Below are 26994 nucleotides of genomic sequence, written 5' to 3' on the forward strand. Positions count from 1 at the left end.
TGGCATTTTTCTCTTGCCAGAGGCCCTAGAGAAGCCAACCAAGTATCGACAGAGACGGAGGCGTCCCGTTAGGTTGCTGGGTCGGATTGTCCTTATGTTGTTTGAACTTCATGATCGCACCCAGGGTAAAACCCAGATCTCCCAGTGTCATCACATTAGCGATCGGCGGATCATCCTCGCGATGGCGACGGATAAGGGACTTGGACTTGCCACCGAAATAGATGCTGACGCCCGCAAGAGCATAGGCTTCGCCGCCCTCGCGCAGTGCAGCGCGCGCAAACAGGCTGGGTTGAAGCTGCGTATCGCGTAGCGGTGCCCATTCGACGCCGAGCCCCCCGGATGCATCACCACCCGATACCCTGCCGGACACAGACAGGGCCAGGTTCTCGTCAGGATACCAGGTGAGTTTCGAACCGGCCACGAATGTGGCATCGAGATCATATCTGAATTGACCGCGTCCGTTGGTTTCGATCGCGTGGCTGCCATCCGTCACCCCGACGACGCCCCCTAGTGTGATCGGACCCCAGTATCGCTCGGCCTCTATGCCGGCGGAAAACACATCGACACCCTGGTACGCGTCCAGATGGGAAAGGGAGCCTTCGAGGCCGATCATGCCGGTTGACGGGTCTCGCCAGAACAGATGCGCCCCGGCGCCGTAATAGGCGGATTGCCCTGCAAAGGGTTCATCATAGCCACCGACACCGGCATCAAGCTGCAGGCCGAACCTGTGTCCAAGCGGCATCGTGATTGCGCCTTCCACACCTCCGACCGCGTTTCCGTCGGAACTGCCGCCATTGAGGGTTACCTTACCGCTGATCCCGTCCACGGCAGGCAGCGTCTGTTGTGAATTTGCGGGTGAAATCGTCATGCTTAACGCAGCGAGCGGCAGCAGGACACCAAGGTATTTCGCAATCATGTATTTTCCCCCGTCCAACCGGCAGAGATGTCGCGGAAGCGCCAAGGACATCTCGATGATCGGAAAGTAATCCTCCACCCTTGGAAGGTGGAGGAGACAATCAAAATACGAGTAATTGCAATTTTAGAAGATGTAAAACGCTCAATTCTGACGAATTCTTTCAGAAAACCAGCGTTCATCAGAAACGCTTTCGAGCTTTTGATCTCATGCAAACAAAAAACTCCCTGCAAGGTGGGGAGGAAACCCTTGCAGGGAGTGGCCGGAGGCCTCTTCGGGCCGGTTGCGCCGGCGATAGTAGAAATTGCCTTACTGGCAGAAGCGGTACTGCCCGGAATAGGACAGGAAGTAACCGGTGTTCGGGTTGAACGAGCGGTACTTGCGGCTGCAGTAGTTGTACCAGGCCGGGCTCCAGGGAGCCGGGCGGTACACCACCGGGGCCGGTGCGGGATAGTAGGCCGGCGGCGCCGGATAATAGGCCGGCGGCGGAGCAACATAGCGAGGCTGGGAAAGAGCCGACCCGAGGATCGCTCCTGCGGCGAGGCCGCTGGCGACACCGACGCCAACCTGCCAGCCCTTGGCGGCATGTGCGGGCGTTGCCTGGGAGGTCAACGTGACGCCGGCAACAAGAGCCAGCGCAGAGGCGGTAACTGCAAACTTCTTGAACATGACGGTGTCCCTTCCTGTGTCGTGAGGCCCTGCTGTCCGCCTCAACTCATGAGACGAAACTAACCCGCCCCCCGGTCGGGCACTGTGACTGGTGTCACATGCTGTCACTTTGTCACGAAATCAGGATTTATCGGCTTTGTGGCCTAGATTTGACCACTGCCAAAATCTTTCGCTTGCCGTCAGCGCCACCTCGACCTACATTATTTTCCATCGGTACGCGTTGTGCCGTACGGGACTGACGAAAGACCCGGTGAGACTGACTTCGGCAGGGCTCCATCAAGCGCTGCTCTGAATTTCTAAGCTTTCCGTTTCTTGTTGACTTCTCGTTTATCCGCGCCTGCCGGGAACGGGATGGCGCATCCAACCAGCGGAAAGGTTTCTCCATGCGTGAGAACGGCACCATTAAATTCTTCAACCATGACCGTGGCTTCGGCTTCATCACTCCGGAAAACGGTTCCAAGGACGTCTTCGTCCACATCACCGCATTCGAGCAGGCCGGTATCGGTACGCCTGTCGAAGGTGCGAAGATCTCCTTCGTTGCCGAAGATGACCGTCGCGGCCGCGGCAAGCAGGCTGCACAGCTCGAACTGCTCTAAGGTTTCAGACTGCGGCCTCCGCCTGCAGGCGGCTGGCGCGGATTGAACAACGAAAAACGGGACCTTTCGGTCCCGTTTTTTGTTTGTTTTGTGGCTTGATACGCAGCTTTCGAAATCGCTTTCCCGCTGTCGAATATCCGTCCTCATCCCGAGGAAGTCCATCGGGTTGAACCGCCTTCGTTTCGCCTTGCACACCTTACGCCATGCAGTCCAGAAGTTCCTTCTCGCCGATAACACCGACAATGGAACCGCTCGCCTTGACGACGACAGGGTCCTTGCTGGATTTCTTCAACTGCGCAACTTCCCGGATCGAGGCTTCCGCATCACAGGTCAGGCCACTGGCAAGCGAGCCCGGCAGGCTGCCGGGAGGCACCATGATATCACGGGCCCGGAGCACATTGAGCGGGTTCATGTGACTGACGAATTCCGCCACATACCTGGTGGCCGGTGCCTTGACGATTTCCTGCGACGTACCCAGCTGGATCACCCGCCCGCCTTCCATGATCGCGATGCGCGAGCCGATCTTGGCCGCTTCATCGAGATCGTGACTGACGAAGATTATGGTCCGGTTGAGTTCCTTCTGAAGGTCGAGCAGTTCGTCCTGCAGCTTGTCGCGAATGAGCGGATCCAGCGCCGAGAACGGTTCGTCCATCAGCAAGATTGGTGCGTCGGTCGCAAATGCACGGGCCAGGCCGACACGCTGCTGCATGCCGCCGGACAATTCGTGCACATGCTTTTCGCCCCAGCCGGTAAGGCCGACCAGCTTGAGCTGGGCCTCTACCTTGGCCGCCCTTTCCTTTGTCGGCATGCCTGCAAGCTCCAGGCCGAAGCCGACGTTTTCCGCCACCGTGCGCCAGGGCAGAAGACCGAACTGCTGGAACACCATGCCGATCCGGTGCCGGCGCAATTCCCGCAGATCGTTTTCCGAGCAGGTTTCCGGATTGACGTAACGCGCGCCGTCATGGACCTGTACTTCGCCCCGGATGACGGGATTAAGGCCGTTGACGGCGCGAAGCAGCGTCGACTTGCCGGAGCCGGACAGGCCCATCAGGACGATCACTTCGCCTTCGTAGATGTCAAAGGTAGCGCCGGCGACACCCAGGATCTGGCCGGTTTCGGCCTGGATTTCCTGACGGGTCTTGCCCGCATCGATCAGGGGCAGAGCCGAATGAGGCTTTTCGCCGAAGACGATGTCGACTTCCTTGAAGGAAACGACAGGCATCATGGTTGCATCGCTCATTTCTTGTTGCCTCCGGACGGTGTGCGGAAGAAACGGTCGAGAACGATGGCGATCAGGACGATGCAGACGCCCGCCTCGAAGCCCAGCGCGACGTTTGCCGTGTTCAGCGCCCGCAGCACCGGAACCCCGAGACCGTCGGCAGCAACGAGCGCGGCGATCACGACCATCGACAGCGACAGCATGATTGTCTGCGTCAGCCCCGCCATGATCTGCGGGAGCGCGTAGGGCAACTCGATTTTCCAGAGCAGCTGGGAATTCGTCGCTCCAAAGGCCTTGCCGGCTTCCAGGAGCGAGGTTGGCGTCGACGACACCCCAAGCTGCGTGAGCCGGATTGGCGCGGGAATGGAAAAGATCACCGTTGCGATCAGACCGGGCACCATGCCCAGGCCGAACAGGATGAGTGCCGGGATCAGGTAAACAAAGGTCGGCAGCGTCTGCATCAGATCGAGGACAGGACGCAGAACGGCGTAAAAGCGCGGACGATGTGCCGCAAGAACGCCGATCGGAACGCCGATCGCCATGCAGACAATCGTCGAAGCCATGACCAGGGCCAGGGTTTCCGTCGTCTCTTCCCAGTACCCCTGATTGATGATGAGCAACAGGGCGACCGCCACAAGGGCTGCGAACGTGATTGTGCGGTGTACGAAATAGGCCAGTGCGACAAAGACGGCGACCATCACCAGGGGATGTGGCGCCTGAAGCACCCACAAGATCCCGTCGATGATCGTCAAGAGGAAGGCGGAAATTCCGTCGAACAACCAGTATGCGTTGTCGGTAAGCCAATCGACCCCGGCTTTCGCCCAACTGCCGATCGGGATCTTTTCTTCAGTCAGCCACTCCAACGTGAGCCCCCTTGTGAAACTTGTTGCCACGAGAAAGGACGCCGTCGTGAGCGACGGCGTCCACTTCACAAGAGACGTTAAAGTCCAAGAGCGCTCTTGACGGCTGCGAAGCTGTCGCCGCCATCAATGGTCTTCACACCAACGAGCCAGTTTTCGAAGGTTGCCGGATGTTCCTTCAGCCAGGCAGCTGCCGCCTTGTTGGGATCCTCGCCCTCGATCAGGATGGCGCCCATGATCTCGTTTTCCATGGGCAGCGAGAATTCCAGGTTCTCAAGCAGCTTGCCGACGTTCGGGCATTCCTTGACGTAGCCGGCACGCACATTGGTGTAGACGGTGGCGCCGCCGTAGTTCGGGCCGAAAATATCGTCGCCTCCTTCAAGATACTTCATCTTGAAATTGGCATTCATCGGGTGCGGTTCCCAGCCGAGGAAGACGATGTCCGCGTCGCGGCGGTTCGCGCGGGCGACCTGCGCCAGCATGCCCTGCTCAGAGGATTCCACCACCTCGAAACCTTCCAGGCCGAAGAGGTTTTCATCGATCATGCCGATGATCAGGCGGTTGCCGTCGTTGCCCGGCTCGATGCCGTAGATCTTGCCGTCGAGATCATCCTTGAACTTGGCAATGTCCTGGAAGCTCTTCAGGCCTTTTTCGTAGGTGTATTCCGGAACGGCCAGCGTGTATTTCGCGCCTTCCAGATTGGCACGGACCGTTTCGACGGAGCCGTCCTCACGGTAATTCTTGATGTCGCCTTCCATGGTCGGCATCCAGTTGCCGAGGAAGACGTCAATGTCCTTGTTCTTGAGCGACGCATAGGTCACCGGCACGGACAGAAGCTTCACATCCGGCTTGTAGCCGAGTGCTTCCAGCACCACCGAGGTTGCGGCAGTGGTAGCCGTGATGTCGGTCCAGCCGACGTCGGAGAAGCGAACCGTCTGGCAGCTTTCCGGATCGTTTGCCAGAGCGGTTCCCGTGAGCATCAGCCCGAGCGCCAGGCCTCCAGCGAGTTTCGCTGCTAATTTCATATGCATACCTCCTATGGAAAGTCTGTTTTCTTGTTTTTCTGCAGTGCGTGGGGTTTGTGAGTGGTTCTATCGCCCTCAATTTCCTCTGCCCATAGCCTGCCTAACTTAGATCCAAACATCCACCGGAAAAAATTGCAAGTTTTCATTGATTGACTGATCAATTAAAAATAATACTCGAGTGTGAGACGAACTTGGCAAGGGTCCCGGAAAGGCTCCGGGGAAGGCTAGTCCTTCGCCTTGACGCTGCTGGACCACGATCGAGACGATCGGCACCCGGACTTGTGCTTGGCCGGATTTGCCGTCGTCAGATCATCGGTAGCAAAGCTGAGCCGAATTCTTCTCTCGCCCAGTGTCGGAGGTCGAAATGCCCAAGGTCGGAATGGAAGCGGAACGGCGGCGCAGTCTGATTGACGCGACGGTCGATGCCATACACGAACGCGGCTACAGCGAAGTGACCATGGCGCAGATAGCCAAGCGCGCGGGCGTTTCCGGCGGTCTGGTGCATCACTATTTCGGCTCGAAGGACCAATTGCTGGCTGCCACCATGCGCCATCTCCTGACCGAGCTTGGCCGGGCCATTCGCGAGAGCCTGGTAAAGGCGGAGACCCCGCGCGAGCGTATCTCGGCGATCATCGCCGGCAACTTTTCCGTCGACCAGTTTCAGCCTGCGGTGATCGCTGCCTGGCTTGCCTTCTATGTCCAGTCGCGCACCACCGACAACAACAGCCGTCTTCTGAAGATCTACGCCGCAAGGCTTGCCTCGAACCTGACCCACAACCTGCGGGCCTTCATGCCCCAGGACGAGGCACGCCGGATTGCCGAAGGCACCGCGTCGATGATCGACGGTGTCTGGATCCGGCAGGCCCTGCGCGACGGCAAGACCGACCGGTCGGCCGCAATTGCCATGGTCGAGGACTACGTGGAAACCCAGATTGCCGTCCACCTGGCGCGCAACACCAAGAATTGAGCAGCTAGGACCAACATGAGCGACCAGTTCGACTTCATCATCGTCGGAGCCGGCTCCGCAGGCTGCGCCCTGGCGTACCGCCTGTCGGAGGATCCGAACAACAGGGTGCTTGTGCTGGAATTCGGCGGCACTGACGTCGGCCCGCTGATCCAGATGCCGGCTGCCCTGTCCTATCCGATGAACATGCCCCTTTACGACTGGGGCTACACCAGCGAACCGGAACCGCATCTGGACGGGCGGCGCCTTGCCACCCCGCGCGGCAAGGTCATCGGCGGATCGTCCTCAATCAACGGCATGGTCTATGTGCGCGGCCATGCCTGCGACTTCGACACCTGGGAAGAGATGGGCGCGAGCGGCTGGGGCTATCGCCACGTCCTGCCCTACTACAAGCGCCAGGAACACAGCCATGGCGGCCAGGACGGCTGGCGCGGAACCAACGGCCCGCTGCATGTTCAGCGCGGCACGAAATGGAACCCGCTGTTCGACGCTTTCAAGTCCGCCGGTGAACAAGCCGGCTACGGCGTGACCGCCGACTATAACGGCGAGCGTCAGGAAGGCTTCGGCGACATGGAGATGACGGTCCACCGTGGCCGCCGCTGGTCTGCCGCCAATGCCTATCTGAAACCGGCCCTGAAACGCGGCAACCTGACCCTCATCAAGGGGGCACTCGTGCGCCGGGTCCTGATCGAGGACAAGCGCGCAGTCGGCGTGGAATTTGATACCGGCGGCGAAGTGCGTGAGGCGAAAGCCGCGCGCGAAGTTGTCCTGTCGGCTTCTTCCATCAACTCCCCGAAGATCCTGATGCAGTCCGGCATTGGCCCGGCAGCACATCTTGCCGAAATGGGGATCGATGTCGTTGCAGACAGGCCCGGCGTCGGCGCCAACCTTCAGGACCACCTGGAACTTTACCTGCAGCAGGCCTGCACCCAGCCGATCACGCTTTACAAGCACTGGAATCTTGTTTCCAAGGCCCTGATCGGCGCCCAGTGGCTGTTCCTGAAACAGGGGCTGGGTGCTTCGAACCAGTTCGAGAGCTGCGCCTTCATCCGTTCCAGGGCGGGTGTGAAATATCCTGACATCCAGTATCACTTCCTGCCCTTTGCCGTGCGCTATGACGGCCAGGCGGCTGCGGAAGGCCATGGCTTCCAGGCCCATGTCGGGCCAATGCGCTCCAAATCGCGCGGCCGGATCAAGCTGACGTCCAGCGACCCGAAGGCCAAGCCGTCGATCCTGTTCAACTACATGTCCCACGAAGACGACTGGGAAGACTTCCGCACCTGCATTCGCCTCACCCGAGAGATCTTCGACCAGGAGGCCTTTGCACCGTACCGCGGCAAGGAAATCCAGCCGGGCGACAAAGTGCAAAGCGACGAGGAGCTGAACAGCTTCATCCGCGAGCACGTGGAAAGCGCCTATCATCCCTGTGGCACCTGCCGGATGGGGGCCAAGGACGATACGATGGCCGTGGTCGATCCGGAATGCCGGGTGATCGGCGTCGACGGCTTGCGTGTCGCCGACAGTTCGATATTTCCGCAAATCACCAATGGCAATCTGAATGCGCCCTCGATTATGGTCGGGGAAAAGGCATCGGACCATATTCTCGGCAAGACCCCACTGCCGGCGGCCAACCAGGAACCGTGGATCCACCCGGACTGGCAATCCAGCCAGCGTTGATCCCCGCAGTCCAACGGCAGACACAGATCAAGGAGCCAACCCATGCGCGCCCAACCGCAAGCATCCCATTATGTCGGCGGCTCATATGTCGAGAGCCAGAGCGGCACTCCATTCGACTCGCTGTATCCTGCAACCGGTGAAGTCATCGCACAGATCCGCGCCGCCGACGATGCGGTGATCGAGGCGGCGATCCGCTCCGCCCAGGAAGGCCAGAAAATCTGGTCGACGACGCCCCCTGTCGAACGTGGCCGCATCTTGCGCAGGACGGCGGAGATCCTGCGCGAAAAGAACCGCGACCTTTCCATTCTGGAAACGCTGGACACCGGCAAACCCTTGCAGGAAACCCTGATTGCCGATGCGGCGTCCGGTGCAGACTGCCTGGAGTATTTCGGCGGCCTGGCGGCGACGCTCACCGGCGAGCATATCGATCTCGGCGGCTCGTTTGCCTATACAAAGCGCGAACCGCTCGGCATCTGTTTCGGCATTGGTGCCTGGAACTATCCGATCCAGATCGCCTGCTGGAAGGCAGCTCCGGCGCTCGTGTGCGGCAACGCCATGATCTTCAAGCCGTCGGAGGTCACGCCGCTCAGCGCCCTGAAGCTGGCCGAAGCCTTCACCGAGGCTGGCCTGCCCGACGGTGTGTTCAACGTGCTGCAGGGCTTCGGCGACGTCGGCGCGAAGTTGGTGGCCCACCCGGCCATTGCCAAAATCTCTCTCACCGGCTCTGTGCCCACCGGTGCCAAGGTGGCCGCGCTTGCGGGGGAACATCTGAAGAAGACGACACTGGAGCTCGGCGGCAAGTCGCCGCTGATCGTGTTCGACGATGCAGACATCGAAAACGCCGTATCCGCTGCCATCAACGCCAACTTCTATTCCACCGGACAGATCTGCTCCAACGGCACACGCGTCTTCGTTCACGAGGCGATCAAGGAAGCCTTCGTGACGCGGCTGGCGGAACGTACCGCCAAGGCTGTTCTCGGCGACCCGCTGGACGAGAGAACCAATATCGGTCCGCTGGTTTCCAAACAGCAGCTCGACAAGGTGCTCCACTACATGCAGGTCGGCCAGGAAGAAGGTGCTCGTCTGGTCTGCGGTGGTGGTGCGGCCGCGGTCGCCAGCTTCCCGGACGGCTATTTCGTTAAGCCGACGGTTTTCGCCGACGTGAAGGACGACATGCGCATCGCGCGTGAGGAGATCTTCGGGCCGGTGCTGAGCGTTCTCGACTTCACCGACGAGGACGATGTCATCGCCCGCGCCAACGACACTGAATTCGGCCTTGCCGCGGGTGTCTTCACCAAGGACATTCAACGGGCGCATCGGGTGATCGACCAGCTTCAGGCCGGCACCTGCTGGATCAACACCTACAACCTGACCCCGATCGAAATGCCCTTTGGCGGCTACAAGAAGTCGGGCATCGGCCGCGAGAACGGTCATGCCGCGATTGAATACTACAGCCAGACCAAGAGCGTTTACGTGGAAATGGGCGGCGTCGAAGCGGCGTTCTAACACGCCGTCTTTCCAACCATCTTGGAACCAGGCCCCATCCTTGGAGACGCCGCTGGCGCGGCTTCTCGGGATGAGGCAGAATGTGCTGAAAGCCGGCCAGGTCGTGCCACACACCGACCTCATCCTGAGGAGGCGAGAAGCGCTGTCTCGAAGGATGGTCAGGTCTCGCAATCTGCCGTTCTCACGTTCCACCTGGACCTTTCCTAAGCATTTTCTACCATTCGGTATATTGCAGATTGAAGTTTGTGCCTCGGTGCCCGAGATATTAGTGAAAGCCGTTTTGCGGAGCCCCGATGAACAAAGCCTTTCTTGACCCCGCCCCGCGCAGTTACGCGCCCTTTGTCTATCTGCTTGCCCGCTCACGGAGAGGCCCTTCCTGCGCGCCGGAAACGCTCGGTATCGACCAACTGAATTCGTGGCTGCTGCACGAGGCGACGCGGATCGACAATGTCATGCTGATGTTCGAGGAGTTCATGTGGCGCTGCAAGGCTGCCGGCCTCGCCATCGACCGCGCGACGCTGCATATCGGCACGCTGCATCCCCGGGTCATCGGGTTTTCCTGGGTCTGGAACAGTCAGGACATGTTCTGTGACGAGGTCGCCGCGGATGCCAACGCGTCGAAATCGGAAGCCTTCACCCGCAATCCGCTGTCTCACGTCATCAATGAGGGGCAGACGATCAAGGTCGACCTGGAAAGTGAAGAGGGGGCAAATTCCGCTCCGCTGATGCGGGAGCTGGCCGACCAGGGGTACACCAACTATGTCGCCCTGCCGCTCAGTTCCTCGCACGAAAAGCGGAACGCCATGACCTTGGCAACCCGCAAACCCGGTGGATTTCCGCCGGCGGAGAAAGATCTGATCCGAAACCTGATCGATCTGCTGGCGCTCCATATCGAGCGCCACATCGTCCAGCGGATCGCCCGCAATGTTGCCGATACTTATCTCGGCCCCATTGCAGGACAGCGTGTTCTGGACGGCGAAATCAAGCGCGGTGACGGCGAAGCCATCAATGCCGTGGTCTTCATGGCCGACATGCGCGGCTTCACCCAACTGGCCGACAGGCTCAGCGGGCCGGAAGTGACCGCCATCCTCAACGCCTATTTCGACCGTATTTCAGACGCCGTGCTCAACCATGGCGGCGACATCCTGAAGTTCATGGGTGACGGCGTTCTTGCCGTGTTCGATCAGAAAACATTCGGGGAAACCGCCGCGGCCAACGCAGCAATGAAAGCTGCCAAGGCGGCGCTGCTGGCCATCGACGAGCTGAATGAAAACCCGCCAGAGGATCTACCGGATCCCATCCACTGGCACCCGCTCAAGATCGGAATCGGCCTTCACCGGGGTGAGATCTTTTTCGGCAATGTCGGCGGCGAGGAGCGGCTCGATTTCACTGTGATCGGACGTGCCGTCAACGAGACCAGTCGGGTGGAATCGCTTTGCAAACCGCTCGGCCGCCCGCTCCTCCTGACCGAACCGGTGCGCGATGCACTCTCCGGCGAACTTCAGACCGATCTCTACGCCATGGGTGAACACGCCCTGCGCGGTGTCGGCAAACCGGTGGCCATTTTTGCGGGGTGACAGTCCTGCATCCTCACGTTGGTTCCCGCTGTCATCCCGGCCGACACATGTTGGACGGCCGGGACCCGGATTTCGCGGGAACTCACCGCAATCGAATTTCATTTCGATGAGGCGTCCTGGAACCTCGCATTTGCTGGGATGTCAGGCACGTATTCTCACTTCGTCAGAATCAGCTTGCCCTGTTTGGTGATCGACAGACGGTAGGTTTCGTCGTTGTGGCGGATCTGGATCTGGCGCTGACCGCTGAAAAGGTCACGGGTGTCGAGTTCCGATTTCGACTCGCGCGGCGGCGTTGCCGCAAAGGCGCGCGAGGCGCGGCTGCTTGAACCCAGGGAGAGGCGGTGCTTCTGGCTGTTGGCGGTCGGTGTCATGGCGCGCAATCGGTCCTTGGCCTTTGTATTGCTCCTGAAACTGTTCAAAAATCAGCCTGTTGGAGGAGCGGTGGGACATCGAAATCAAAAGGTGAGTTTCTAACTCAACTTTATACTTGACACTCATACTCAAGTTTTTCTATCAAGGCAATGCCTGATCGAAACGGAACCGGAAATCGCGTCCTCTGGTTTCGGATTAGACAGGGCCTCCGGGAAACCGGAGGTGACAAATGCCAGGCCAGCCAACCGCCCTCTCCTCTCCCTCAGCGGCAAGCCAGCCCGGCCTTTTCTTCCCAGCCGTTCGCGCGGGTCGCGTGCCGTGCCAGACCTTTTCCCGACAACTCTAAAAATGATCGAGACGGCCAAAACAAAAAAGCGCCGACCGTTTGGTGGCGCCTTCGAAACTTTGATATGCCGGAAATGGCTTACGCGTTGGCCGCGATCGGGGTCTTGGTAACGTCGATCTTCAGCAGATCGCGCATGCCGAAGCGGTCTTCCGACAGGTCGGCAATCGACTTGCCGTCCAGAACCTCCATGAACGCTTCCAGCGCTTCATGCAGCAGGCCGTTGAAGCCGCAGGACATGATGAGCGGGCAATCCTTGCGGCCACTGTCGAAGCACTCTGCAAGCAGGAAGCTTTCCTCGGCGGCGCGCACAACTTCGCCAACCGAAATATTTTCCGCCGGTCGCGCCAGCATAACCCCACCGTTGCGGCCACGAATGGTCTTGATCAGATTGGCATCGACCAGGACTTTCATGATCTTGAACAGGTGGGTCTCAGACATGTCAAAGCTCGCCGCAATATCTGCGACCTTGCTCGGTTTGTCCGGGTTGACGGCGCAATACATCAGCGCGCGTACGGCATAGTTTGTCTGTTGTGTCAAACGCATGCCATAGATATGAGGTGCGCGATCTGAAAGGTCAATTCAAAATTTGAATGTGAGAGGCGACTTTTTGGCAGGATCGCCGGAAAGTCGCTCCTTTGACGGGCTCAGGCAGGCTGTTCGACGGCTTCCGAAGGCTTCGGACTCTCGGGCAAATTGTCCTTCAGGAACACGTCGATGCCGATCCGCTCCTGCCCCTCGATGATCGGAACCCCATCGCAGAGCGCCTTCAGAACACGGATTGCGCTGCGGATCTCATGACCGGGATCCTGGGCAATCACGGCATCAAGCACCTCGTCCTGCAGCGCTTCACGCGTGTAGGGCGTCAGTTCGTGACCGACGAAAACGATGTCCCGGGCGCGTCCGCTATCTTTCAGGGCCGCAATTGTGCCTCGGTTGCCCGCGCCAATGTTGTAGAGCCCGGCGAGGTCGGGATGTTCAATCAGCAGTTTCCTCATCAGATCCGCGTTGCGGGCATTGTCGTCCCGGCCCTCACGCACCTTCAGCAGCTCCAGATGCGGGTAGTCTCGTTCGATCACATCCCGGCAGCCCTGGTACCGCTCAGCATGGTCACGCAAGCCGAGAGAACCGGCGATGATGCCGATCTTTGCCGGAGCCCTGGGCAGGAAACGCCCGAGCAACCGCCCGGCAGTGCTCCCTGCGGCCACATTGTCGATACCGACAAAATGCTGGCGGGTGGATGAAGGGTGATCGGAGACCAGCGTCACCACCGGCACACCCCGGTCCTGCAGCCGGTCGATGGCAGCCTGAACCTCGGGAAAGGCGGGCGCGACCACCGCGACGCCGTCACAGCGAGAGCGATCGAGGATTGCCAGCGTGCCCGCAACCCGGTGACCGTCGAATGCGTCGATGGGTTCCACATGCACGTGCATGCGGTCACCGCTCATGGTTTCAGCATGCGACAACGCTTCGCGTGTCAGGTCTTCCATGAAGGCGTTGGGGCCGTTCGGAATGAGGAAATGCAGCCGGTAGACCCGCTTTTTGGCAAGGCCGGCGGCAAAGACATCCGGCTTGTAGTTCAGCGCATCGACCGCTTTCTTGACCTTCTCGATGGTGACCTTTCGGACACCCGGCCGCCCGTTCAGCACACGGTCAACCGTCGCCAGGCTGACACCAGCCGTTTCGGCCACATCGTGGATCGTTACGCGCTTCATTCATCCCCCCGGACGTCAGCTATCAGCCGCCAGCCATCATCTGTTACCCAGGCACTGCCCCTTTCCTCAGGACGCGAGTGGCCAAGGCAGGGGCAGCAGAGTGGCCTGGAGCCAGGCTCTCTTTCGAACCACTATAACCACCTTTGAGGGGCGATCATCAAAAAATGCTGCGCCGCGCAAACACGTCCACGAATTGATGAATGCAGCCGTCAGACCACCTGTCCGGCAGCGTGACCGGAAGACCAGGCCCACTGGAAATTGAAGCCACCGAGATGACCGGTGACGTCGACCACCTCGCCAATGAAATAGAGCCCGGGCACCTTCGTGCTCTCCATGGTCTTGGACGACAATTCCTTCGTATCGACCCCGCCGATTGTGACTTCCGCCGTGCGGTAGCCTTCGGTGCCGACCGGTGTCAGTTGCCAGCGGTTCAGCTGTTCGGCCGCCCGGCGCAGCACCTTGTCCGACTGGTCGGCAAGGCGGCCTTTCAGGGAAAAGGCCTGCGACAGCTCATCGGCCAGCCGGTTGGGCAACAAGCCCCCCAGCGCGGTCTTCAGATCCTGCTTCGCATTGTCCTGCCGGGCACGCCGCAAGGCTTCGAAGACGTCGGCCTCGGGCGACAGGTTCACCGAAATCGGCTTGCCCTCCTGCCAGTAGGACGAAATCTGCAGAACCGAGGGGCCAGACAGACCGCGGTGGGTGAAGAGCAGGCCTTCGCGAAAGGACGTCTTCTGGAACGAGACAACCGCATCCACCGAGACACCGGCAAGCCGGCCGCACAGTTCCTTGTTGGTATCGGAAAAGGTCAGCGGCACCAGCGCTGCGCGGGGAGCGATCACGTCCAGCGCGAACTGCTTTGCCAGATCGTAACCGAAGCCGCTCGCCCCCATCTTCGGGATGGAGGGCCCACCCGTTGCCACCACGACAGAAACAGCCCGCAGCGGCCCCTTGGACGTCGACACCGAAAACCTGTCATCCGGCTTCTCAACGGCCTTGATCTCCGTCTCCAGTTGCAACTGCCCACCAGCGGCTTCGAGCTCAGCCAGCAGCATGCGGATGATGTCCCTGGCGCTGTCGTCGCAAAAGAGCTGCCCAAGTGTTTTCTCGTGCCAGGAAATACGATGCTTTTCGACCAGTTTCAGGAAATCCTGCTGGGTGTAGCGCTTGAGCGCCGAGACACAGAACCTCGGGTTTTGCGACAGAAAATTAGCCGGCGAACAATGGATGTTCGTAAAGTTGCAGCGTCCCCCGCCGGATATGCGGATCTTCTCCGCAGGTTTCCTGGCATGGTCAACCACGAGCACCTTGCGCCCGCGCTTCGCCGCCTCAATCGCACACATCAGACCGGCGGCACCGCCCCCAAGCACAAGAACATCCAGATCACGCATGGCGGGGTGTATAGCGGGAATTATGGACGGGGGTAAGGGTGGATCGTTGTGACGCCTTCCAAATCTTGCCTGTTTGCAGCCTTGGGTCTTTTCAGCTTCCAAGCCAATTCGAAACGGCATGGATCCCATGGTCCTGCCATGGGATGACGCCCGACGAGAATTAACGGTTGCCCTCACACAAAAAAACCGGCGGCCCTTTCGAACCGCCGGTTTCGTTCAAACGCTTCTTGCGAAGTCGCTTATTTCATTTCGGTCAGGACTTCGAAGCCATTCGCACCGACTTCCCACAGGGCATAGGTGCCCGGGACGTCGCCCTTGGCGTCGAAGTTATGGTCGCCTGCGGCGCCCTTGTAATCGATGGCCTTACCTGCTGCGATCAGCTCCTTGGCCTTCTTCCACTCGCCCGGACGGATCGTTTCGCCTTCGCCGTTGGAGACTTCGACCATGGCCGCTGCAACGTCTTCCTTCTTGCCGCCGGCTTTTTCGACAGCCAGTGCCAGCAGGAACGCCGCGTCATAGGACGTGGTGGCAAAGATTGCATCCGGATCGCCGCCGATGCCCTTGAAGGCTTCGTTGAAGATGTCGAGGGATTCGGACTGTTCGCCAACCGGAGAGGACGACACGAAGGTGGCGAGGTTTTCCGCGCCCAGTTCGTTGATCACTGCTTCGGATTTCATGCCGTCGCCGCCGACGAACTTGTCGAAGAAGCCGTTTTCGAGAGCCTGACGCAGAATGGTCAGGCCGGTGCCGTCGCCGTAGTCGAAGATCACCAGCGTATCCGCTCCGCCTTTGGCGAGTTCTGCGAGGTTCGAACGATAGGAGGCCTTGCCTTCCTCATGGGCTGCGAACTGCGTGACTTCACCGCCAAGTTCATCGACGAATTCCGCCTTGAACGCATTGGCAAGACCGGTGCCGTAGTCGTTGTTGAGGTAAGCGACGGCAACTTTCTCGTAGCCCTGCTGCTTCAGGGTACGTGCCAGTGCACGCCCCTGATAGTCGTCAGACGGCACGGTGCGGAACACGGTGCCCTTGTCGTCGAGCGTGGAGATTTCCGGCGAGGTGCCGGACGGGGTGATCATGGTGATGCCGGCCGGAATGGTGACCGAACCGGCAGCGGCCAGAACCGCGCCCGAACAATGCGGACCGACGACGCCGATGACGCCTTCGATGTTGACGGCCTTGGTTGCAGCGTCGGTGCCGTTCTGCGGGTTACAGGCACTGTCGCCGACAACGCCGACCAGCTTTTCACCTTCGCCGATACCACCTTGCTCGTTGACCTGCTGAAAGGCCAGCTGAGCGGCATCGATCATGGCCGGGGCCATGGCTGCGATCGGGCCGGAGATGCCGCCGAGCAAGCCGATCTTGACATCGGCCTTTGCCGGCACGGAAGCCAGCGCGGTTGCGGTCATCAGACCAGCAGCGAGCGCAAGAATCTTGGTTTTCATCAAAGTACCTCCTCAATATTCCGGTCTTCGCCGGGACTTTGGATTTTCAAGGCTCCGCTTCCCGAAACCGGCAAGCTAGCCTGAGGAACGGATCTAAGTGTGATCCGCACCGGATCTTGTTGGGCGCCGGTCGCCTCTCAGCGGTTCCGGCAGCAGGCCTTCCGGCCGGAAGCGCAGCACCAGCTGCAGCATCAGACCGATCAGGAACAGTCGAATGTATTTGGCCTGGATCGCATATTCCGTCGGTAGACGGTCCGTCGCGATTTCCGACATGGACCAGATGATCCACACCACCGCCGCGCCCAGAATGGCGCCTCGATTGTTGCCGGAGCCACCAAGGATCAGCATGATCCAGACCAGGAAGGTCGCGACCATCGGATCGATGGCTTCCGGGGTGATCGAACGGTTGAAATGCGCGAACAGCGCTCCGCCCAGGCCCATCAGCGCCGAGCCGAAGATGAAGGCCTGAAGACGGCGGAACTCGACGTCCTTGCCCATGGCCTTGGCCGCGCCTTCATTGTCGCGGATGGCGCGCATCATGCGGCCCCAGGGTGCGTTGAACTGGCGTTCCACCAGAATATAGGCCGCAACCAGCACCACGACCACAATGGCAAGATAGGCTGCCTGGGAGGCCAGATAAGCAGTTTCCTGCGCCAGGGAAGGAAACTCGGTTGCCGGGCGCGGGATGCCGGATATGCCGCGGGCGCCATTGGTCAGCACCGCTTCGGACTTGACAACCAGACGGATGATTTCCGCAATACCGATGGAGGCAATCGCCAGATAGTCGGAGCGGAACCGCAGACAGATCTTGCCGATGGGCCATGCCACCAGCGCGGCGGCGACCATGGCTCCGATCCAGCCGACGAAAAACGGCAGATCGAAGCCACCGATGCGGCCATCGGCAGCCTCAGTCGTGAGAACCGCCGAAGTATAGGCGCCGACGGCGAAGAACCCGGCAATGCCGGCGTTGAAGAGACCGGCAAAGCCCCACTGGATGTTGAGCCCCAGCGCCAGCAGCGCATAGATGCCGATAAAGATCGCCATGAAGAGGGCGTAGTTGAGAAGACCGAGATATTCCATTTTCTCCCCCTCCCCTTAAAGCACTTTGCCCTTGAGCAGCCCGGTCGGGCGCACAAGCAGCATGAACAACAGGATGGCGAAGGCCATCGCGGCCTTGTATTCGCTGGGGATCACCAGCACCGACAGCTCTTCGGCAATGCCGACGATGAGCCCGCCGAGCACGGCTCCCTCGATCCGCCCGACCCCGCCCAGAATGGCGGCGGCAAACATCGGCAGCAGCATCTGCCAGCCCATCAGCGATTTCAGTTCCGTGTTGAGCCCGAGGAAGACGCCGGAGGCGGCACAAAGACCGCCGGCAATCACCCAGGTCAGCATCACGACCTTCTTGTTATCGATGCCCGACAGCAGCGCCAGATTGGGATTGTCCGACATGGCGCGCATGGCCTTGCCCCATTTGGAGCGCGTCAGGAAAAGCTGCAGGCCGCCGACAAGCGCGATCATGGCGATGACCGTCAGGATCTCGCGGTCGCGAATGCGCAGAGCAAAATAGTTCTCCGGGCGAACGATGCCGCGCGAATAGGTTTCGGTGTCGACACCCCAGACCACCTGCACCACGGCGCGGATCATCAGGGCGATACCCAGAGAGGCCATCACGGTGACGATCTTCGGCCGTTCACGCAGATGTTCGTAGAACACCTTGTCGATGCCGACAGCGACGGCGGCTGTGGCGATGATGGCGATCGGCAGCGCGACCAGCGGCGAAATGCCGAGGCCGGTGACCGCGGCCAGCGCAATGAAGGCACCAAGCGTTGCCAGATCGCCATGAGCCAGATGGGCATAGCGCAGGATGGCGAAGATCAGCGTGATGCCGACCGCGCCGAGCGCATAGATCGACCCGAGCACGATGCCCGGAATGACGTAGAAATTGACAAGTTCCAGGAATTCCATACCGCTCAGCCCCCCAGGAACATTTCGGCGACTTCACGGTCGGCCAGAAGGTCGGCACCGCGGCCTTCATGACGGTTCTTGCCGGCGGCCAGAACATAACCCCGGTCGGCAAAGGCAAGGGCCTGCTTGGCGTGCTGTTCCACCAGGAGGATCGCAACCCCCGTGCTGCGCACATCCCGGCAGATCTGGAAGATCTGTTCCATGTACCTGGGCGACAGGCCGGCGGTCGGTTCGTCAAGAAGCAGAAGCTTGGGGTCGAGCATCAGGGCCCGGCCCATTGCCACCATCTGGCGCTGTCCGCCTGAAAGGGAACCGGCAAGCGTCTTGCGGCGTTCCTTCAGATCCGGAAACAGGGTGTAGACCCTGTCGTAGGCTGCGCTGAGATCTCCCTTCTTCAGGAAACCGCCCATCTCCAGGTTCTCGTGGATCGACATTTCCCGGAAGATGTTGTCGACCTGCGGCACATAGCAGATGCCGCGCTGGACGATGCGATTGGGGGCCCAGCTGGTGATGTCGTCCCCGTCGAACAGCATACGGCCACCGCGGATGGTCAAAAGGCCGAAAACAGATTTCATGGCGGTGGACTTGCCGGCCCCGTTCGGGCCGACAATCACGACGATCTCGTCCGGATCCACATGCATGGAGACATCCTGGAGAATGTCGGCTTCACCGTAGCCCCCGGTGATGCCGTCCATGGAAAGAAGCGCTGTCATGCGGCATCTCCCGTGGTCTCGCCCAGATAGGCTTCCAGAACCTGTGGGTTGGAACGCACGGTCTGGAATGCCCCCTGGATTAGCACCCGGCCCTCGGCCATGCAGACGACGGGGTCGCAGAGCTTCTCGATCATTTCCATGTCGTGTTCGATCAGGATGAACGTGTAGCCGCGTTCCTTGTTCAGGATCTCGATCTTGGTTTCGAGCTTGCGCAGAAGTGTGCGATTGACGCCTGCCGCCGGCTCGTCCAGCAGCACGAGCTTGGCGTCAGTCATCATGGTGCGCCCCAGCTCCAGAAGCTTCTTCTGGCCACCGGATAGATTGCCGGCCGGCTCATGCGCCACGTGGGTCAGCTCAAGAAACGCCAGGGTTTCGTAGGCCTTTTTCTCGACCTCGGCTTCGGCAGCCTTCACCCGGCCCCAGGCAATCCAGTTGGACAACAGGCTTTCACCCGGCTGTGACGGCGGCACCATCATCAGGTTTTCCAGCACTGTCAGCTTGTGAAATTCGTGCGGGATCTGGAAGGTCCGCACCAGCCCCTTGTGAAACAGCTCATGGCTGGCCAGGCTGGTGACATCCTCACCCAGAAACCGGATCCGCCCGCTTGTTGGCTGCAACGCCCCTGCGATCAGGTTGAAAAGCGTTGTCTTGCCAGCCCCGTTCGGGCCGATCAGTCCGGTGATACTGCCTTCCTCGACACGGAACGAGCAGCAATTCACCGCCCGGAATCCGCTGAAATCCATAATGAGCTGATCAAGCTCCAGCATTCACGCTCCTTGCCGCTCCCAACGGTCAGTCTTTTTCTTATTCGCGGCCGCGCGTTCCCGTTTCCCGGGATTGGCGGAGCGGGCGCAAAATGGCCCGAACCGGCGCGGCGTCCAGCCCTTCTAACTTCATTGGCAGCGCAATCAACTCATAATCACCGGGTTCCACCGCAGAAAGAGCAAGATTTTCCAGAATCAGCATGTCGCGGGAACGGGCGATCCCGTGACTGGGCAAGGTTTCGGAAGGATCCGGGTCAACGGAGGGGACATCGACCCCAATCAGTTTGACGCCTGCGTCCGCCAGCAAGGTCATCGTTTCCGGTGCCAGTGCCCTGTAGCCCGCCGGCCAGACCGTCACGTCCCTCTCGCCGGCAAGCCGGACAAGCATGCGCGGCGGGCAGTCAACGAGGAAAGGCGCCAGCTCTTCCGGCAGGCAAAGCGGACCGGACCCGCGCGCATCGACCAGCCGCGCCGGGCCGACGAAGTCGTGCAGATCAAGCTGGTCGATCGAAAGACCGTTCGGATCGTAGTGCAGCGGGGCGTCGGCGTGGGCGCCGCAATGGCTCGACATGGAAAATTCACCCACATTTACCGGACAGTCATCCGAAATCGTCGCCGTCCAGGATGTCGTATAGGGCGCATCGCCAGGATAGACTGCAATTCCCGGCCGCACCGGCGGTGTGATGTCGAACAGATCCGTCATCTTGAAACATCCTGCTGGCGGGCATTTGCCGCGTTTCAGACCATTGGAAACAATCATGGCCCTCAGGTGTTGTAAAGCTGTGCAAGCACAACTGCGAACGGTCGGCACCTACCATTAAATCCGGTGGCAAGCCGACTTTCTCTGCATCAGAAGCTTCAATTCGGGCCTGCCAGGCGTCACGCAAGAAATCCCCGGTGTTTTATGCAACTTTTATCGAACGCCAATAATCCAAATACCGGAACCAATAGTATCGCCAGATCTCGTTAAGTTTGTCAGCGGTTTTCCCGATTTTAAATTGAATGATATCTTCACGTTCCATACACTTCTGCAGAGTCACGAATTCGCGTTGCCGGACACGAACAGGCGGCCTCGCCCGTCACAACATTTGAATCAGCTTGCGTTCATCCTGGAGAACGACCCTGTCACACATGTCCGACCTTTCCGAGACGCAACAGGCGACCGAAAAAAGGAAAGCATCCCTGCCTTTTACTATCGCCGACGGCAAGGTGGATCAGGATCTGATCTTTTCGATTTACGACCGTCTCGACACCGGTATCTGGATTTTCGATTTCGACGAAAAGCGCATTCTGTGGGCCAATCGCAAGGCTCTCGAAATTACCGATGCCGAATCGCTGGAAGAGTTGCGCGCGCGCGACATGAGCACGGACATGTCCCATTCTGTGGAACAGCGTCTGCGACAGTACCAGCAGGACTTTACCAAGCACGACGTGATCTTTTCAGAAATCTGGACGCTTTATCCCAAGGGCAAAGCAGAGGTTCTGCAGGTGATCATGAGCGGCCTCCGGCTGAATGACGGCCGCATGGCTCTCCTTTGCGAAGGCCGTCCGCATCACGAACAACAGCCGGAAACGCTCAGAAGCGCCGAAGCGCTGATGCACACCACGGTGATGATTTCGCTGTTCTCGGAAGACGGGCACCCGCTTTACCGCAACACGGCCGCCAGGGCTGCCTGCACCGATCTCGAGTGCACCTTGTGGGATCATTTTCTCGACCAGGTTCTCGCCAAGAACGTGATGGGCGTCCTGACCGCCAAGGCCACGACCAAGTTCGTGGCGGAAGTGCGGACAAGCGACGGCCTGCGCTGGCACGAAATCACCATCCGCCGGTGCCACGATGCGGTAACCGGAAAGCCGGCCTTTCTGCTGAGCGAGATCGACGTCACCGAGCTTCACCAGACCAAGGAACGGGCACAGTATCTTGCCAGCCACGACGCGCTGACCGGCCTGTCGAACCGGACCTATCTGAAAGAGCGTCTGTCGCATGTGAAGCAGACGGCGAAGGACAACAACCTGATTGCAACGCTGTATCTTGTGGATCTCGACGACTTCAAGATGGTCAACGATACGCTCGGCCATGCTGCAGGCGACCACCTGCTGCAACTGGTCGCCTCCAAGCTGAAGGAATTGGCGGGCAACAACGATATCGTCGCGCGTCTTGGCGGTGACGAATTTCTGATCTGCCACCTGTCCTCGCCAGAAAGCCCCCGGCCGGACTGGTTCGGGCAGGCGCTTCTGCAGGCCTTCGCCAGTCCGCAACTGATCGACGGAAAACCGCGTCATGTCGGGCTGAGCATCGGCTACGCCCATTATCCGACCGACGGGACCGACATCGACCAGCTCATGCGTCATGCTGACCTTGCGCTTTACCAGGCCAAGTCCGAGCGAAAGAACAAATGCGTCCGCTACAAGGAGTTCATGCGGAAGCTCCGGGACAAGCACATGTCCTTGAAAAAGGACCTCGAACGGGCAATCCGCGAGAACGAATTCCTTCTTTATTACCAGCCGATTGCCTGCACGCGATCCCAGCGGGTTGTCGGTGCCGAAGCCTTGTTGCGCTGGCAGCACCCGGAGAAGGGCCTGATCAGCCCGGACGATTTCGTACCGGTTGCCGAGGAAACGGGGCTCATCAATGAACTCGGTACATGGGTCAGCCGAAACGTCGCCTACATGCAGTCGGGGCTCAAACTGCTGAATGTGTCCGTTCCGCTATCGATGAATGTCTCGCCCAAGCAGCTTTCGGACCCCATGTTTGTCTCCCGCATGCAGAACCTGCCGAAAGAGACGGGCTGCAACGCGAACGAGATCTCGCTGGAAATCACCGAGAGCGTTCTGCTCGGCGACATTCCGCATGCCTATGATTCCCTGATGAAGCTGAAGGCAGCCGGCTACCGGATCGTCATCGACGATTTCGGCACCGGATACTCGAACCTGGCCTATCTGCACAATTATCCGATCGACGGTATCAAGATCGACCGGATGTTCATGGACGACATTGCCAGCGGCGGAGCCATCGTCAAGCTGATCCTGTCGCTGGCCACCGCACTTGATGCCACGGTCGTTGCCGAAGGCGTGGAAACCGTCGAACAGCGAGCCTGGCTGTCGGAAAACGGCTGCAACCGCTTTCAGGGGTTCCTCTATTCCAAGCCGGTGCCTGAAGAACAGTTCGTCGACATGCTTCAGGCCCAGATCCGCGCCGCGGCTATGTAACCTTCGCGCGGGTCTTGAACTCCGGCCGGTTCCAGCTTTCCGTCTCCAGAATGTCCTTCAGAATCTCGACCGCGTCGACAATGTCCTGATGTGACAGGTAAAGCGGCGTGAAACCGAAACGCATGACGTCCGGCGCCCGGAAATCGCCGATCACACCGCGACTGATCAAGGCCTGCATGACGGCGTAGCCTTCCGCAAAGCGGAACGACACCTGACTGCCGCGGGCCTCCGGGTCGCGCGGACTGGCAAGTGTCAGCTGCGGACATTTTTCCTCGACTTCGGCGATGAACAATTCACTGAGCGACACGGACTTTCGGCGGATATCCGCCATGTCGACGTCTTCGAACACGTCGAGGGCCGAATGAAGGCTTGAAAGCGCGAGAATGGCCGGGGTGCCGACCGTCATCCGGTTGATGCCGGCAACGGGACGGTAGTCGAGATCGAAGGCGAACGGTGCTTCATGCCCCATCCAGCCGGTCATCGGCGACGTCACCTTGTCCTGATGTTCGGGGGCAACATAGAGGAACGCCGGCGCTCCCGGGCCACCGTTCAGGTATTTGTAGCCACAGCCGACGGCGAAATCCGCACCGGCGCCGCTGAGGTCAACCGGGATCGCACCTGCCGAGTGGGCAAGATCCCAAATCGCCAGCGCGCCGGCATCATGAGCCGTACGGGTGATGTCGGCCATGTCATGGACCCGGCCGGTGCGATAATCGACCTGGGTGAGCATCACCACCGCAACGTCCTCACCGATGGCATCCTTGACCGCTTCGGGGTCGACGACCTTCAGTTCGAACCCCTTGTCGAGCAACTGGGTCAGCCCCGAGGCGACATAAAGGTCGGTCGGGAAATTGCCGTTGTCGGACAGGATCACCCTGCGGTCCGGGCGCAGCGCCAAAGCTGCGGACAGCACCTTGAACACATTGACCGAGGTGCTGTCGCAGGCCACGACCGTTCCCGCCGGTGCGCCAATCAGCTTGCCGATACGGTCCCCCGTGCGGGCTGGAAGGTCGATCCAGCTGTGGGTGTTCCAGGCCCTGATCAGGCTGTTACCCCACTCTTCGGTGATGACCTGTGCAATACGGGCAGGCACGTGTTTCGGCAGCACACCCAGAGAATTGCCATCCAGGTAGATGACCCCGTCCGGGATCTGAAACGCTTGCTTTTTGGAAGCCAGAACATCTGCCATGTCGGCCGGGTGCTGCGAGGTCATGAGAAGCTCTTGTGTCGGATAGTTGCATTTGAAAGGAAGTCGCACGCTATCAAAGGGTCATTTCGCAAACAACTGATTCCGCGAACCGTTTGATCCGGTTGAAAGCTGCACGGGAAAACGCCTGTTTCGGCGACATGTCGCAAATAACACAAAAATGCCCGTTTGAATGGAGGACGCTCGGGCGCTATCTGTTAGCGTGACGTCAAAGCACCGGCTGGGCCGGTGCATCTGTTCAAGTGCGGTTCAAGAGATGTTCATCAGCGTCTTCGACATTTTTAAAATCGGCATCGGGCCGTCCAGCTCTCACACGGTCGGTCCCATGGTTGCCGTCCACCGCTACCTTGACAGGGTGCGAGGCCTGGCGGGGGCGGAAAGCCGCGCGACGCGCCTGACCGTGACCTTGCATGGTTCGCTCGCCTTTACCGGCAAGGGCCACGCCACGGACAAGGCCGTCTGCCTCGGCCTTCTGGGAGCGCGGCCCGACTCCATCGATCCGGACAAGGTCGAACCGATGCTGGCGGACCTGGAGCAGAGCAAGACGCTCGTCATCGACGGCCTGCCCGAACTGCATTTCGAACCGTCGCGGGATGTCATCTTCGATTATGGCCCGCCTTTGGCGCTGCATGCCAACGGCATGACGTTCCACCTGCTGGATGCCGCCGGTTCCGTCATCGACAGCTTTGTCTATTATTCCATCGGTGGCGGGTTCGTGGTCAGCGAGTCCGAACTGCGCAAGACCAACAACGAGCCGGTGAACGAGCTTGCCAAGCAGGATGTGCCGTTTCCCTTTGCCTCGGCGAAACAGATGCTGGAGATGGGCCGGGAAGCCGAGCTTTCCATTGCCGAAATGAAACTGCGCAACGAATGCAGCGACAAGCCACAAGAGGAAGTGGAAGAGGGCATCGACCGGCTGTGGTCAGCCATGGATTCCTGCATCAACCGCGGTATTTCCCAGACCGGCATTCTGCCGGGCGGCCTGAAGGTGAAGCGGCGCGCTGCCGACATCTACCAGAAGCTCATCCGCGAAGGCCGCACGAACCCGCCCTTCGAGCATAACGTCGTTGACTGGCTGGGCGTCTACGCCATGGCCGTCAACGAGGAGAACGCGGCCGGGGGACGCGTCGTGACGGCGCCGACAAACGGCGCTGCCGGTGTCATTCCGGCCGTGACACGCTACTATCTCGACCACTGCCCCGGCGCAGATCAGTCCGGTATCCGGACCTTCCTGCTGACGGCTGCCGCGGTCGGCGGCATCATCAAGGCAAATGCCTCGATTTCCGGAGCCGAAGTCGGCTGCCAGGGGGAAGTCGGCTCGGCCTCTGCCATGGCGGCTGCCGGTCTTTGCGCGGCGCTTGGCGGCACGAACGAGCAAATTGAAAATGCTGCGGAGATCGCGCTCGAACACCATCTCGGCATGACCTGCGATCCGATCGCGGGTCTGGTGCAGGTCCCCTGCATCGAACGAAACGCACTTGGCGCGGTAAAGGCGGTCACGGCAGCCTCTCTGGCGCTTCGCGGCGACGGCTCGCACTTCGTGCCTCTGGACGGCTGCATCGAGACCATGCGTCAGACCGGCATGGACATGATGGAGCAGTACAAGGAAACGTCGAAAGGCGGCCTGGCCGTCAATATCGTCGAGTGCTGATCCGCCCGCTCCTGACCGACGTAAACTGACCAAATCCGGCGGCAGAAACCCTCGCCGCCGGGTCTCTCCTTCATGAGGCCAACATGCCGATTTTCGTCACTCCGCTGTTCGCCGGCCTGATGACCTTGCTTTACATCTTTCTGAGCGTCCGGGTGATCGGTGTTCGCAAGAGCGAGCGCATTGGCCTGGGTGACGGCGGTCATGGCGGGCTGCAAAGGCGCATGCGCGCGCACGGCAACTTTTCCGAATACGTGCCGCTGGGGCTGATGTTGATGCTGCTCCTGGAGCTGACCGGAGCTGCAACCTGGCTACTATGGGCCCTTGGGGCCGCCTTTTTCATCGGCAGGGCTCTGCACGCCTACAGTGTCAGCCAGGAACCGGAGCCGCTGAAGTTCAGGGTTGCGGGCATGACCTTGACCTTCACTGTCCTTGTCGTCGCAGCGTTGACGCTGTTGCTGCAATCGGCCGGCCAGGTCCTGACCGGCTGATCAGATCTGCTGCAGCCGCGTCTTGTGCGCATGGGCAATGTGAAGCCTGGCCGCGGCTTCTGCAGCAGCGCAGTCCCCCCTGGAAATCGCATCAACGATGGCAGCATGTTCTTCGACTGCCGTTTCGCGCCGCTCCGGCGTGTCCAGGGTGGTGCCCGCCATCAGGATGAGTGACAGGCGCAGGTGGTCGATCTGGTCGACCAGATAGCGGTTGTGCGAGGCCAGGCACAGACGGCGGTGAAACTCACGGTTGGAGCGCACCAGGCTGTCCTTGTCCGCGATGCGCTTACGGTCAGCGGTGACAAGATCCTGCAGGATCTCCACTTCCGGCTTGGACGCATGCTTGGCGGCAAGGCCGGCTGCCGTTCCCTCCAGCACTTCCCGCATGAAATAGACTTCGTTGATCTGGCCATGATCCAGTGTCGGCACGACCATGCCCCGGTTGGGTTCATGGACTGCGAGACCCTGGGCCTCCAGCCGTTTCAAGCCTTCCCGGATCGGCGTTCTGGAGACGCCGAATTCCTCCGCCAGATCCGCCTCACGCAAGCGGTCGCCGGGTTTCAAGACCCGCTCTTCGATGAGGCCGATCAGCCGATGGTAGATTTCAGATCCGTTCATGATGTCTGGTTAGCCGCAAGCAGGTGTTCGCGCAAGCAATTGCAGCTCTTGGGTCGTTCCACCGTTCGAAGCACTGCCCTCGGCAAGACCAGCGGTTCCCCGGTCG

General features: G+C 60.1%; 25 protein-coding genes. 8 read left to right on the top strand and 17 right to left on the bottom strand.

All coding sequences use genetic code 11. The features are described 5' to 3' along the window. Positions 1–25: 25 nt before the first annotated feature. Entirely contained in the window at positions 26–916 is an 891-nt protein-coding gene (locus ACYQ54_RS15695; protein ID WP_460083848.1) for a hypothetical protein, read from the bottom strand. Between the two features lie 306 nt (positions 917–1222). Beyond that, complete coding sequence (locus ACYQ54_RS15700) at positions 1223–1582, bottom strand: BA14K family protein (RefSeq protein WP_330559221.1); 360 nt, start codon at positions 1580–1582, stop codon at positions 1223–1225. Between the two features lie 383 nt (positions 1583–1965). Between ACYQ54_RS15700 and ACYQ54_RS15705 the strand changes: the two genes are divergently transcribed. Next, positions 1966–2178 (top strand): cold-shock protein, encoded by a 213-nt coding sequence (locus ACYQ54_RS15705; protein ID WP_006934329.1) that lies wholly within the window; start codon positions 1966–1968, stop codon positions 2176–2178. Between the two features lie 196 nt (positions 2179–2374). On the opposite strand, the gene choV is transcribed toward ACYQ54_RS15705, so the two are convergent. The 3 genes from choV to ACYQ54_RS15720 form a co-directional block, all read right to left on the bottom strand. Then, positions 2375–3403, bottom strand: a complete 1029-nt coding sequence (choV, locus tag ACYQ54_RS15710; RefSeq protein WP_460084839.1) for a choline ABC transporter ATP-binding protein — start codon at positions 3401–3403, stop codon at positions 2375–2377. Positions 3404–3414: 11 nt separating this feature from the next. Next, the gene (choW, locus tag ACYQ54_RS15715; RefSeq protein ID WP_460083850.1) at positions 3415–4260 is read right to left on the bottom strand and encodes a choline ABC transporter permease subunit; all 846 of its coding nucleotides are present in this window, start codon (positions 4258–4260) and stop codon (positions 3415–3417) included. Between the two features lie 77 nt (positions 4261–4337). After that, on the bottom strand, positions 4338–5282 hold the full coding sequence (locus ACYQ54_RS15720; RefSeq protein WP_460083852.1) for a choline ABC transporter substrate-binding protein: 945 nt from the start codon (positions 5280–5282) through the stop codon (positions 4338–4340). 364 nt (positions 5283–5646) lie between these two features. Between ACYQ54_RS15720 and betI the strand changes: the two genes are divergently transcribed. From betI to ACYQ54_RS15740, 4 genes are all read left to right on the top strand, one after another. Then, entirely contained in the window at positions 5647–6249 is a 603-nt protein-coding gene (gene betI, locus ACYQ54_RS15725) for a transcriptional regulator BetI (protein ID WP_460083854.1), read from the top strand. A gap of 15 nt (positions 6250–6264) precedes the next feature. Further along, positions 6265–7923, top strand: coding sequence for a choline dehydrogenase (gene betA, locus ACYQ54_RS15730; RefSeq protein ID WP_460083856.1), 1659 nt, complete (start codon positions 6265–6267; stop codon positions 7921–7923). A 42-nt stretch (positions 7924–7965) separates the two neighbouring features. Beyond that, positions 7966–9429, top strand: a complete 1464-nt coding sequence (gene betB / locus ACYQ54_RS15735) for a betaine-aldehyde dehydrogenase (RefSeq protein ID WP_460083858.1) — start codon at positions 7966–7968, stop codon at positions 9427–9429. Positions 9430–9722: 293 nt separating this feature from the next. Further along, positions 9723–11006 carry an adenylate/guanylate cyclase domain-containing protein gene (locus tag ACYQ54_RS15740; protein ID WP_460083860.1) on the top strand — a complete coding sequence of 428 codons (1284 nt, stop codon included), beginning with the start codon at positions 9723–9725 and terminating at the stop codon, positions 11004–11006. Between the two features lie 155 nt (positions 11007–11161). On the opposite strand, the gene hemP is transcribed toward ACYQ54_RS15740, so the two are convergent. The 10 genes from hemP to kynB all read right to left on the bottom strand — a co-directional run bounded on the left by hemP (position 11162) and on the right by kynB (position 20417). After that, positions 11162–11377, bottom strand: a complete 216-nt coding sequence (hemP, locus tag ACYQ54_RS15745; protein WP_460083862.1) for a hemin uptake protein HemP — start codon at positions 11375–11377, stop codon at positions 11162–11164. Between the two features lie 425 nt (positions 11378–11802). Next, positions 11803–12267: an Rrf2 family transcriptional regulator gene (locus ACYQ54_RS15750; RefSeq protein WP_460083864.1), complete on the bottom strand. Its 465-nt coding sequence runs from the start codon at positions 12265–12267 to the stop codon at positions 11803–11805. Positions 12268–12368: 101 nt separating this feature from the next. Continuing rightward, on the bottom strand, positions 12369–13436 hold the full coding sequence (locus tag ACYQ54_RS15755; RefSeq protein ID WP_460083866.1) for a LacI family DNA-binding transcriptional regulator: 1068 nt from the start codon (positions 13434–13436) through the stop codon (positions 12369–12371). 209 nt (positions 13437–13645) lie between these two features. Next, a complete protein-coding gene (locus ACYQ54_RS15760) occupies positions 13646–14824 on the bottom strand; it encodes a BaiN/RdsA family NAD(P)/FAD-dependent oxidoreductase (RefSeq protein WP_460083868.1) in 1179 nt (392 codons plus the stop codon). Positions 14825–15063: 239 nt separating this feature from the next. Further along, positions 15064–16269 carry an ABC transporter substrate-binding protein gene (locus tag ACYQ54_RS15765; protein WP_460083870.1) on the bottom strand — a complete coding sequence of 402 codons (1206 nt, stop codon included), beginning with the start codon at positions 16267–16269 and terminating at the stop codon, positions 15064–15066. A gap of 93 nt (positions 16270–16362) precedes the next feature. Then, on the bottom strand, positions 16363–17349 hold the full coding sequence (locus ACYQ54_RS15770) for a branched-chain amino acid ABC transporter permease (protein ID WP_460083872.1): 987 nt from the start codon (positions 17347–17349) through the stop codon (positions 16363–16365). A 15-nt stretch (positions 17350–17364) separates the two neighbouring features. After that, complete coding sequence (locus ACYQ54_RS15775; RefSeq protein ID WP_460083874.1) at positions 17365–18237, bottom strand: branched-chain amino acid ABC transporter permease; 873 nt, start codon at positions 18235–18237, stop codon at positions 17365–17367. 5 nt (positions 18238–18242) lie between these two features. Further along, on the bottom strand, positions 18243–18950 hold the full coding sequence (locus ACYQ54_RS15780) for an ABC transporter ATP-binding protein (RefSeq protein WP_460083876.1): 708 nt from the start codon (positions 18948–18950) through the stop codon (positions 18243–18245). Continuing rightward, entirely contained in the window at positions 18947–19717 is a 771-nt protein-coding gene (locus ACYQ54_RS15785; protein ID WP_460083878.1) for an ABC transporter ATP-binding protein, read from the bottom strand. The genes ACYQ54_RS15780 and ACYQ54_RS15785 overlap by 4 nt, the downstream gene beginning before the upstream one ends. Positions 19718–19754: 37 nt before the next feature. Beyond that, entirely contained in the window at positions 19755–20417 is a 663-nt protein-coding gene (kynB, locus tag ACYQ54_RS15790; RefSeq protein WP_460083879.1) for an arylformamidase, read from the bottom strand. Between the two features lie 428 nt (positions 20418–20845). Here kynB and ACYQ54_RS15795 point away from each other — a divergent pair, with 428 nt between their 5' ends. Continuing rightward, complete coding sequence (locus tag ACYQ54_RS15795; protein ID WP_460083880.1) at positions 20846–22924, top strand: putative bifunctional diguanylate cyclase/phosphodiesterase; 2079 nt, start codon at positions 20846–20848, stop codon at positions 22922–22924. Here the strand turns inward: ACYQ54_RS15795 and kynU are convergent. After that, the gene (gene kynU, locus ACYQ54_RS15800) at positions 22917–24137 is read right to left on the bottom strand and encodes a kynureninase (RefSeq protein ID WP_460083882.1); all 1221 of its coding nucleotides are present in this window, start codon (positions 24135–24137) and stop codon (positions 22917–22919) included. The genes ACYQ54_RS15795 and kynU overlap by 8 nt on opposite strands. A gap of 250 nt (positions 24138–24387) precedes the next feature. Here kynU and ACYQ54_RS15805 point away from each other — a divergent pair, with 250 nt between their 5' ends. Continuing rightward, complete coding sequence (locus ACYQ54_RS15805; protein ID WP_460083884.1) at positions 24388–25782, top strand: L-serine ammonia-lyase; 1395 nt, start codon at positions 24388–24390, stop codon at positions 25780–25782. Positions 25783–25865: 83 nt separating this feature from the next. Next, a complete protein-coding gene (locus tag ACYQ54_RS15810; protein ID WP_460083886.1) occupies positions 25866–26270 on the top strand; it encodes an MAPEG family protein in 405 nt (134 codons plus the stop codon). Here ACYQ54_RS15810 and ACYQ54_RS15815 read toward each other — a convergent pair whose 3' ends face one another. Then, positions 26271–26888 carry a GntR family transcriptional regulator gene (locus tag ACYQ54_RS15815; protein ID WP_460083888.1) on the bottom strand — a complete coding sequence of 206 codons (618 nt, stop codon included), beginning with the start codon at positions 26886–26888 and terminating at the stop codon, positions 26271–26273. Positions 26889–26994: the final 106 nt, after the last annotated feature.

The organism is Roseibium sp. LAB1, assembly GCF_054658235.1.

Excerpts from the sequence above, each read along its gene's own strand:
- kynB (WP_460083879.1), bottom strand. The coding sequence starts at position 20,417 with ATGACGGATCTGTTCGACATCACACCGCCGGTGCGGCCGGGAATTGCA.
- betI (WP_460083854.1), top strand. The coding sequence starts at position 5,647 with ATGCCCAAGGTCGGAATGGAAGCGGAACGGCGGCGCAGTCTGATTGAC.
- ACYQ54_RS15805 (WP_460083884.1), top strand. The coding sequence starts at position 24,388 with ATGTTCATCAGCGTCTTCGACATTTTTAAAATCGGCATCGGGCCGTCC.
- ACYQ54_RS15705 (WP_006934329.1), top strand. The coding sequence starts at position 1,966 with ATGCGTGAGAACGGCACCATTAAATTCTTCAACCATGACCGTGGCTTC.
- ACYQ54_RS15695 (WP_460083848.1), bottom strand. The coding sequence starts at position 916 with ATGATTGCGAAATACCTTGGTGTCCTGCTGCCGCTCGCTGCGTTAAGC.
- ACYQ54_RS15795 (WP_460083880.1), top strand. The coding sequence starts at position 20,846 with ATGTCCGACCTTTCCGAGACGCAACAGGCGACCGAAAAAAGGAAAGCA.
- betB (WP_460083858.1), top strand. The coding sequence starts at position 7,966 with ATGCGCGCCCAACCGCAAGCATCCCATTATGTCGGCGGCTCATATGTC.
- ACYQ54_RS15720 (WP_460083852.1), bottom strand. The coding sequence starts at position 5,282 with ATGAAATTAGCAGCGAAACTCGCTGGAGGCCTGGCGCTCGGGCTGATG.
- ACYQ54_RS15815 (WP_460083888.1), bottom strand. The coding sequence starts at position 26,888 with ATGAACGGATCTGAAATCTACCATCGGCTGATCGGCCTCATCGAAGAG.
- ACYQ54_RS15780 (WP_460083876.1), bottom strand. The coding sequence starts at position 18,950 with ATGACAGCGCTTCTTTCCATGGACGGCATCACCGGGGGCTACGGTGAA.
- ACYQ54_RS15700 (WP_330559221.1), bottom strand. The coding sequence starts at position 1,582 with ATGTTCAAGAAGTTTGCAGTTACCGCCTCTGCGCTGGCTCTTGTTGCC.
- hemP (WP_460083862.1), bottom strand. The coding sequence starts at position 11,377 with ATGACACCGACCGCCAACAGCCAGAAGCACCGCCTCTCCCTGGGTTCA.
- choV (WP_460084839.1), bottom strand. The coding sequence starts at position 3,403 with ATGATGCCTGTCGTTTCCTTCAAGGAAGTCGACATCGTCTTCGGCGAA.
- ACYQ54_RS15785 (WP_460083878.1), bottom strand. The coding sequence starts at position 19,717 with ATGCTGGAGCTTGATCAGCTCATTATGGATTTCAGCGGATTCCGGGCG.
- ACYQ54_RS15755 (WP_460083866.1), bottom strand. The coding sequence starts at position 13,436 with ATGAAGCGCGTAACGATCCACGATGTGGCCGAAACGGCTGGTGTCAGC.
- ACYQ54_RS15765 (WP_460083870.1), bottom strand. The coding sequence starts at position 16,269 with ATGAAAACCAAGATTCTTGCGCTCGCTGCTGGTCTGATGACCGCAACC.
- ACYQ54_RS15810 (WP_460083886.1), top strand. The coding sequence starts at position 25,866 with ATGCCGATTTTCGTCACTCCGCTGTTCGCCGGCCTGATGACCTTGCTT.
- ACYQ54_RS15775 (WP_460083874.1), bottom strand. The coding sequence starts at position 18,237 with ATGGAATTCCTGGAACTTGTCAATTTCTACGTCATTCCGGGCATCGTG.
- ACYQ54_RS15750 (WP_460083864.1), bottom strand. The coding sequence starts at position 12,267 with ATGCGTTTGACACAACAGACAAACTATGCCGTACGCGCGCTGATGTAT.
- betA (WP_460083856.1), top strand. The coding sequence starts at position 6,265 with ATGAGCGACCAGTTCGACTTCATCATCGTCGGAGCCGGCTCCGCAGGC.
- ACYQ54_RS15760 (WP_460083868.1), bottom strand. The coding sequence starts at position 14,824 with ATGCGTGATCTGGATGTTCTTGTGCTTGGGGGCGGTGCCGCCGGTCTG.
- kynU (WP_460083882.1), bottom strand. The coding sequence starts at position 24,137 with ATGACCTCGCAGCACCCGGCCGACATGGCAGATGTTCTGGCTTCCAAA.
- ACYQ54_RS15740 (WP_460083860.1), top strand. The coding sequence starts at position 9,723 with ATGAACAAAGCCTTTCTTGACCCCGCCCCGCGCAGTTACGCGCCCTTT.
- ACYQ54_RS15770 (WP_460083872.1), bottom strand. The coding sequence starts at position 17,349 with ATGGAATATCTCGGTCTTCTCAACTACGCCCTCTTCATGGCGATCTTT.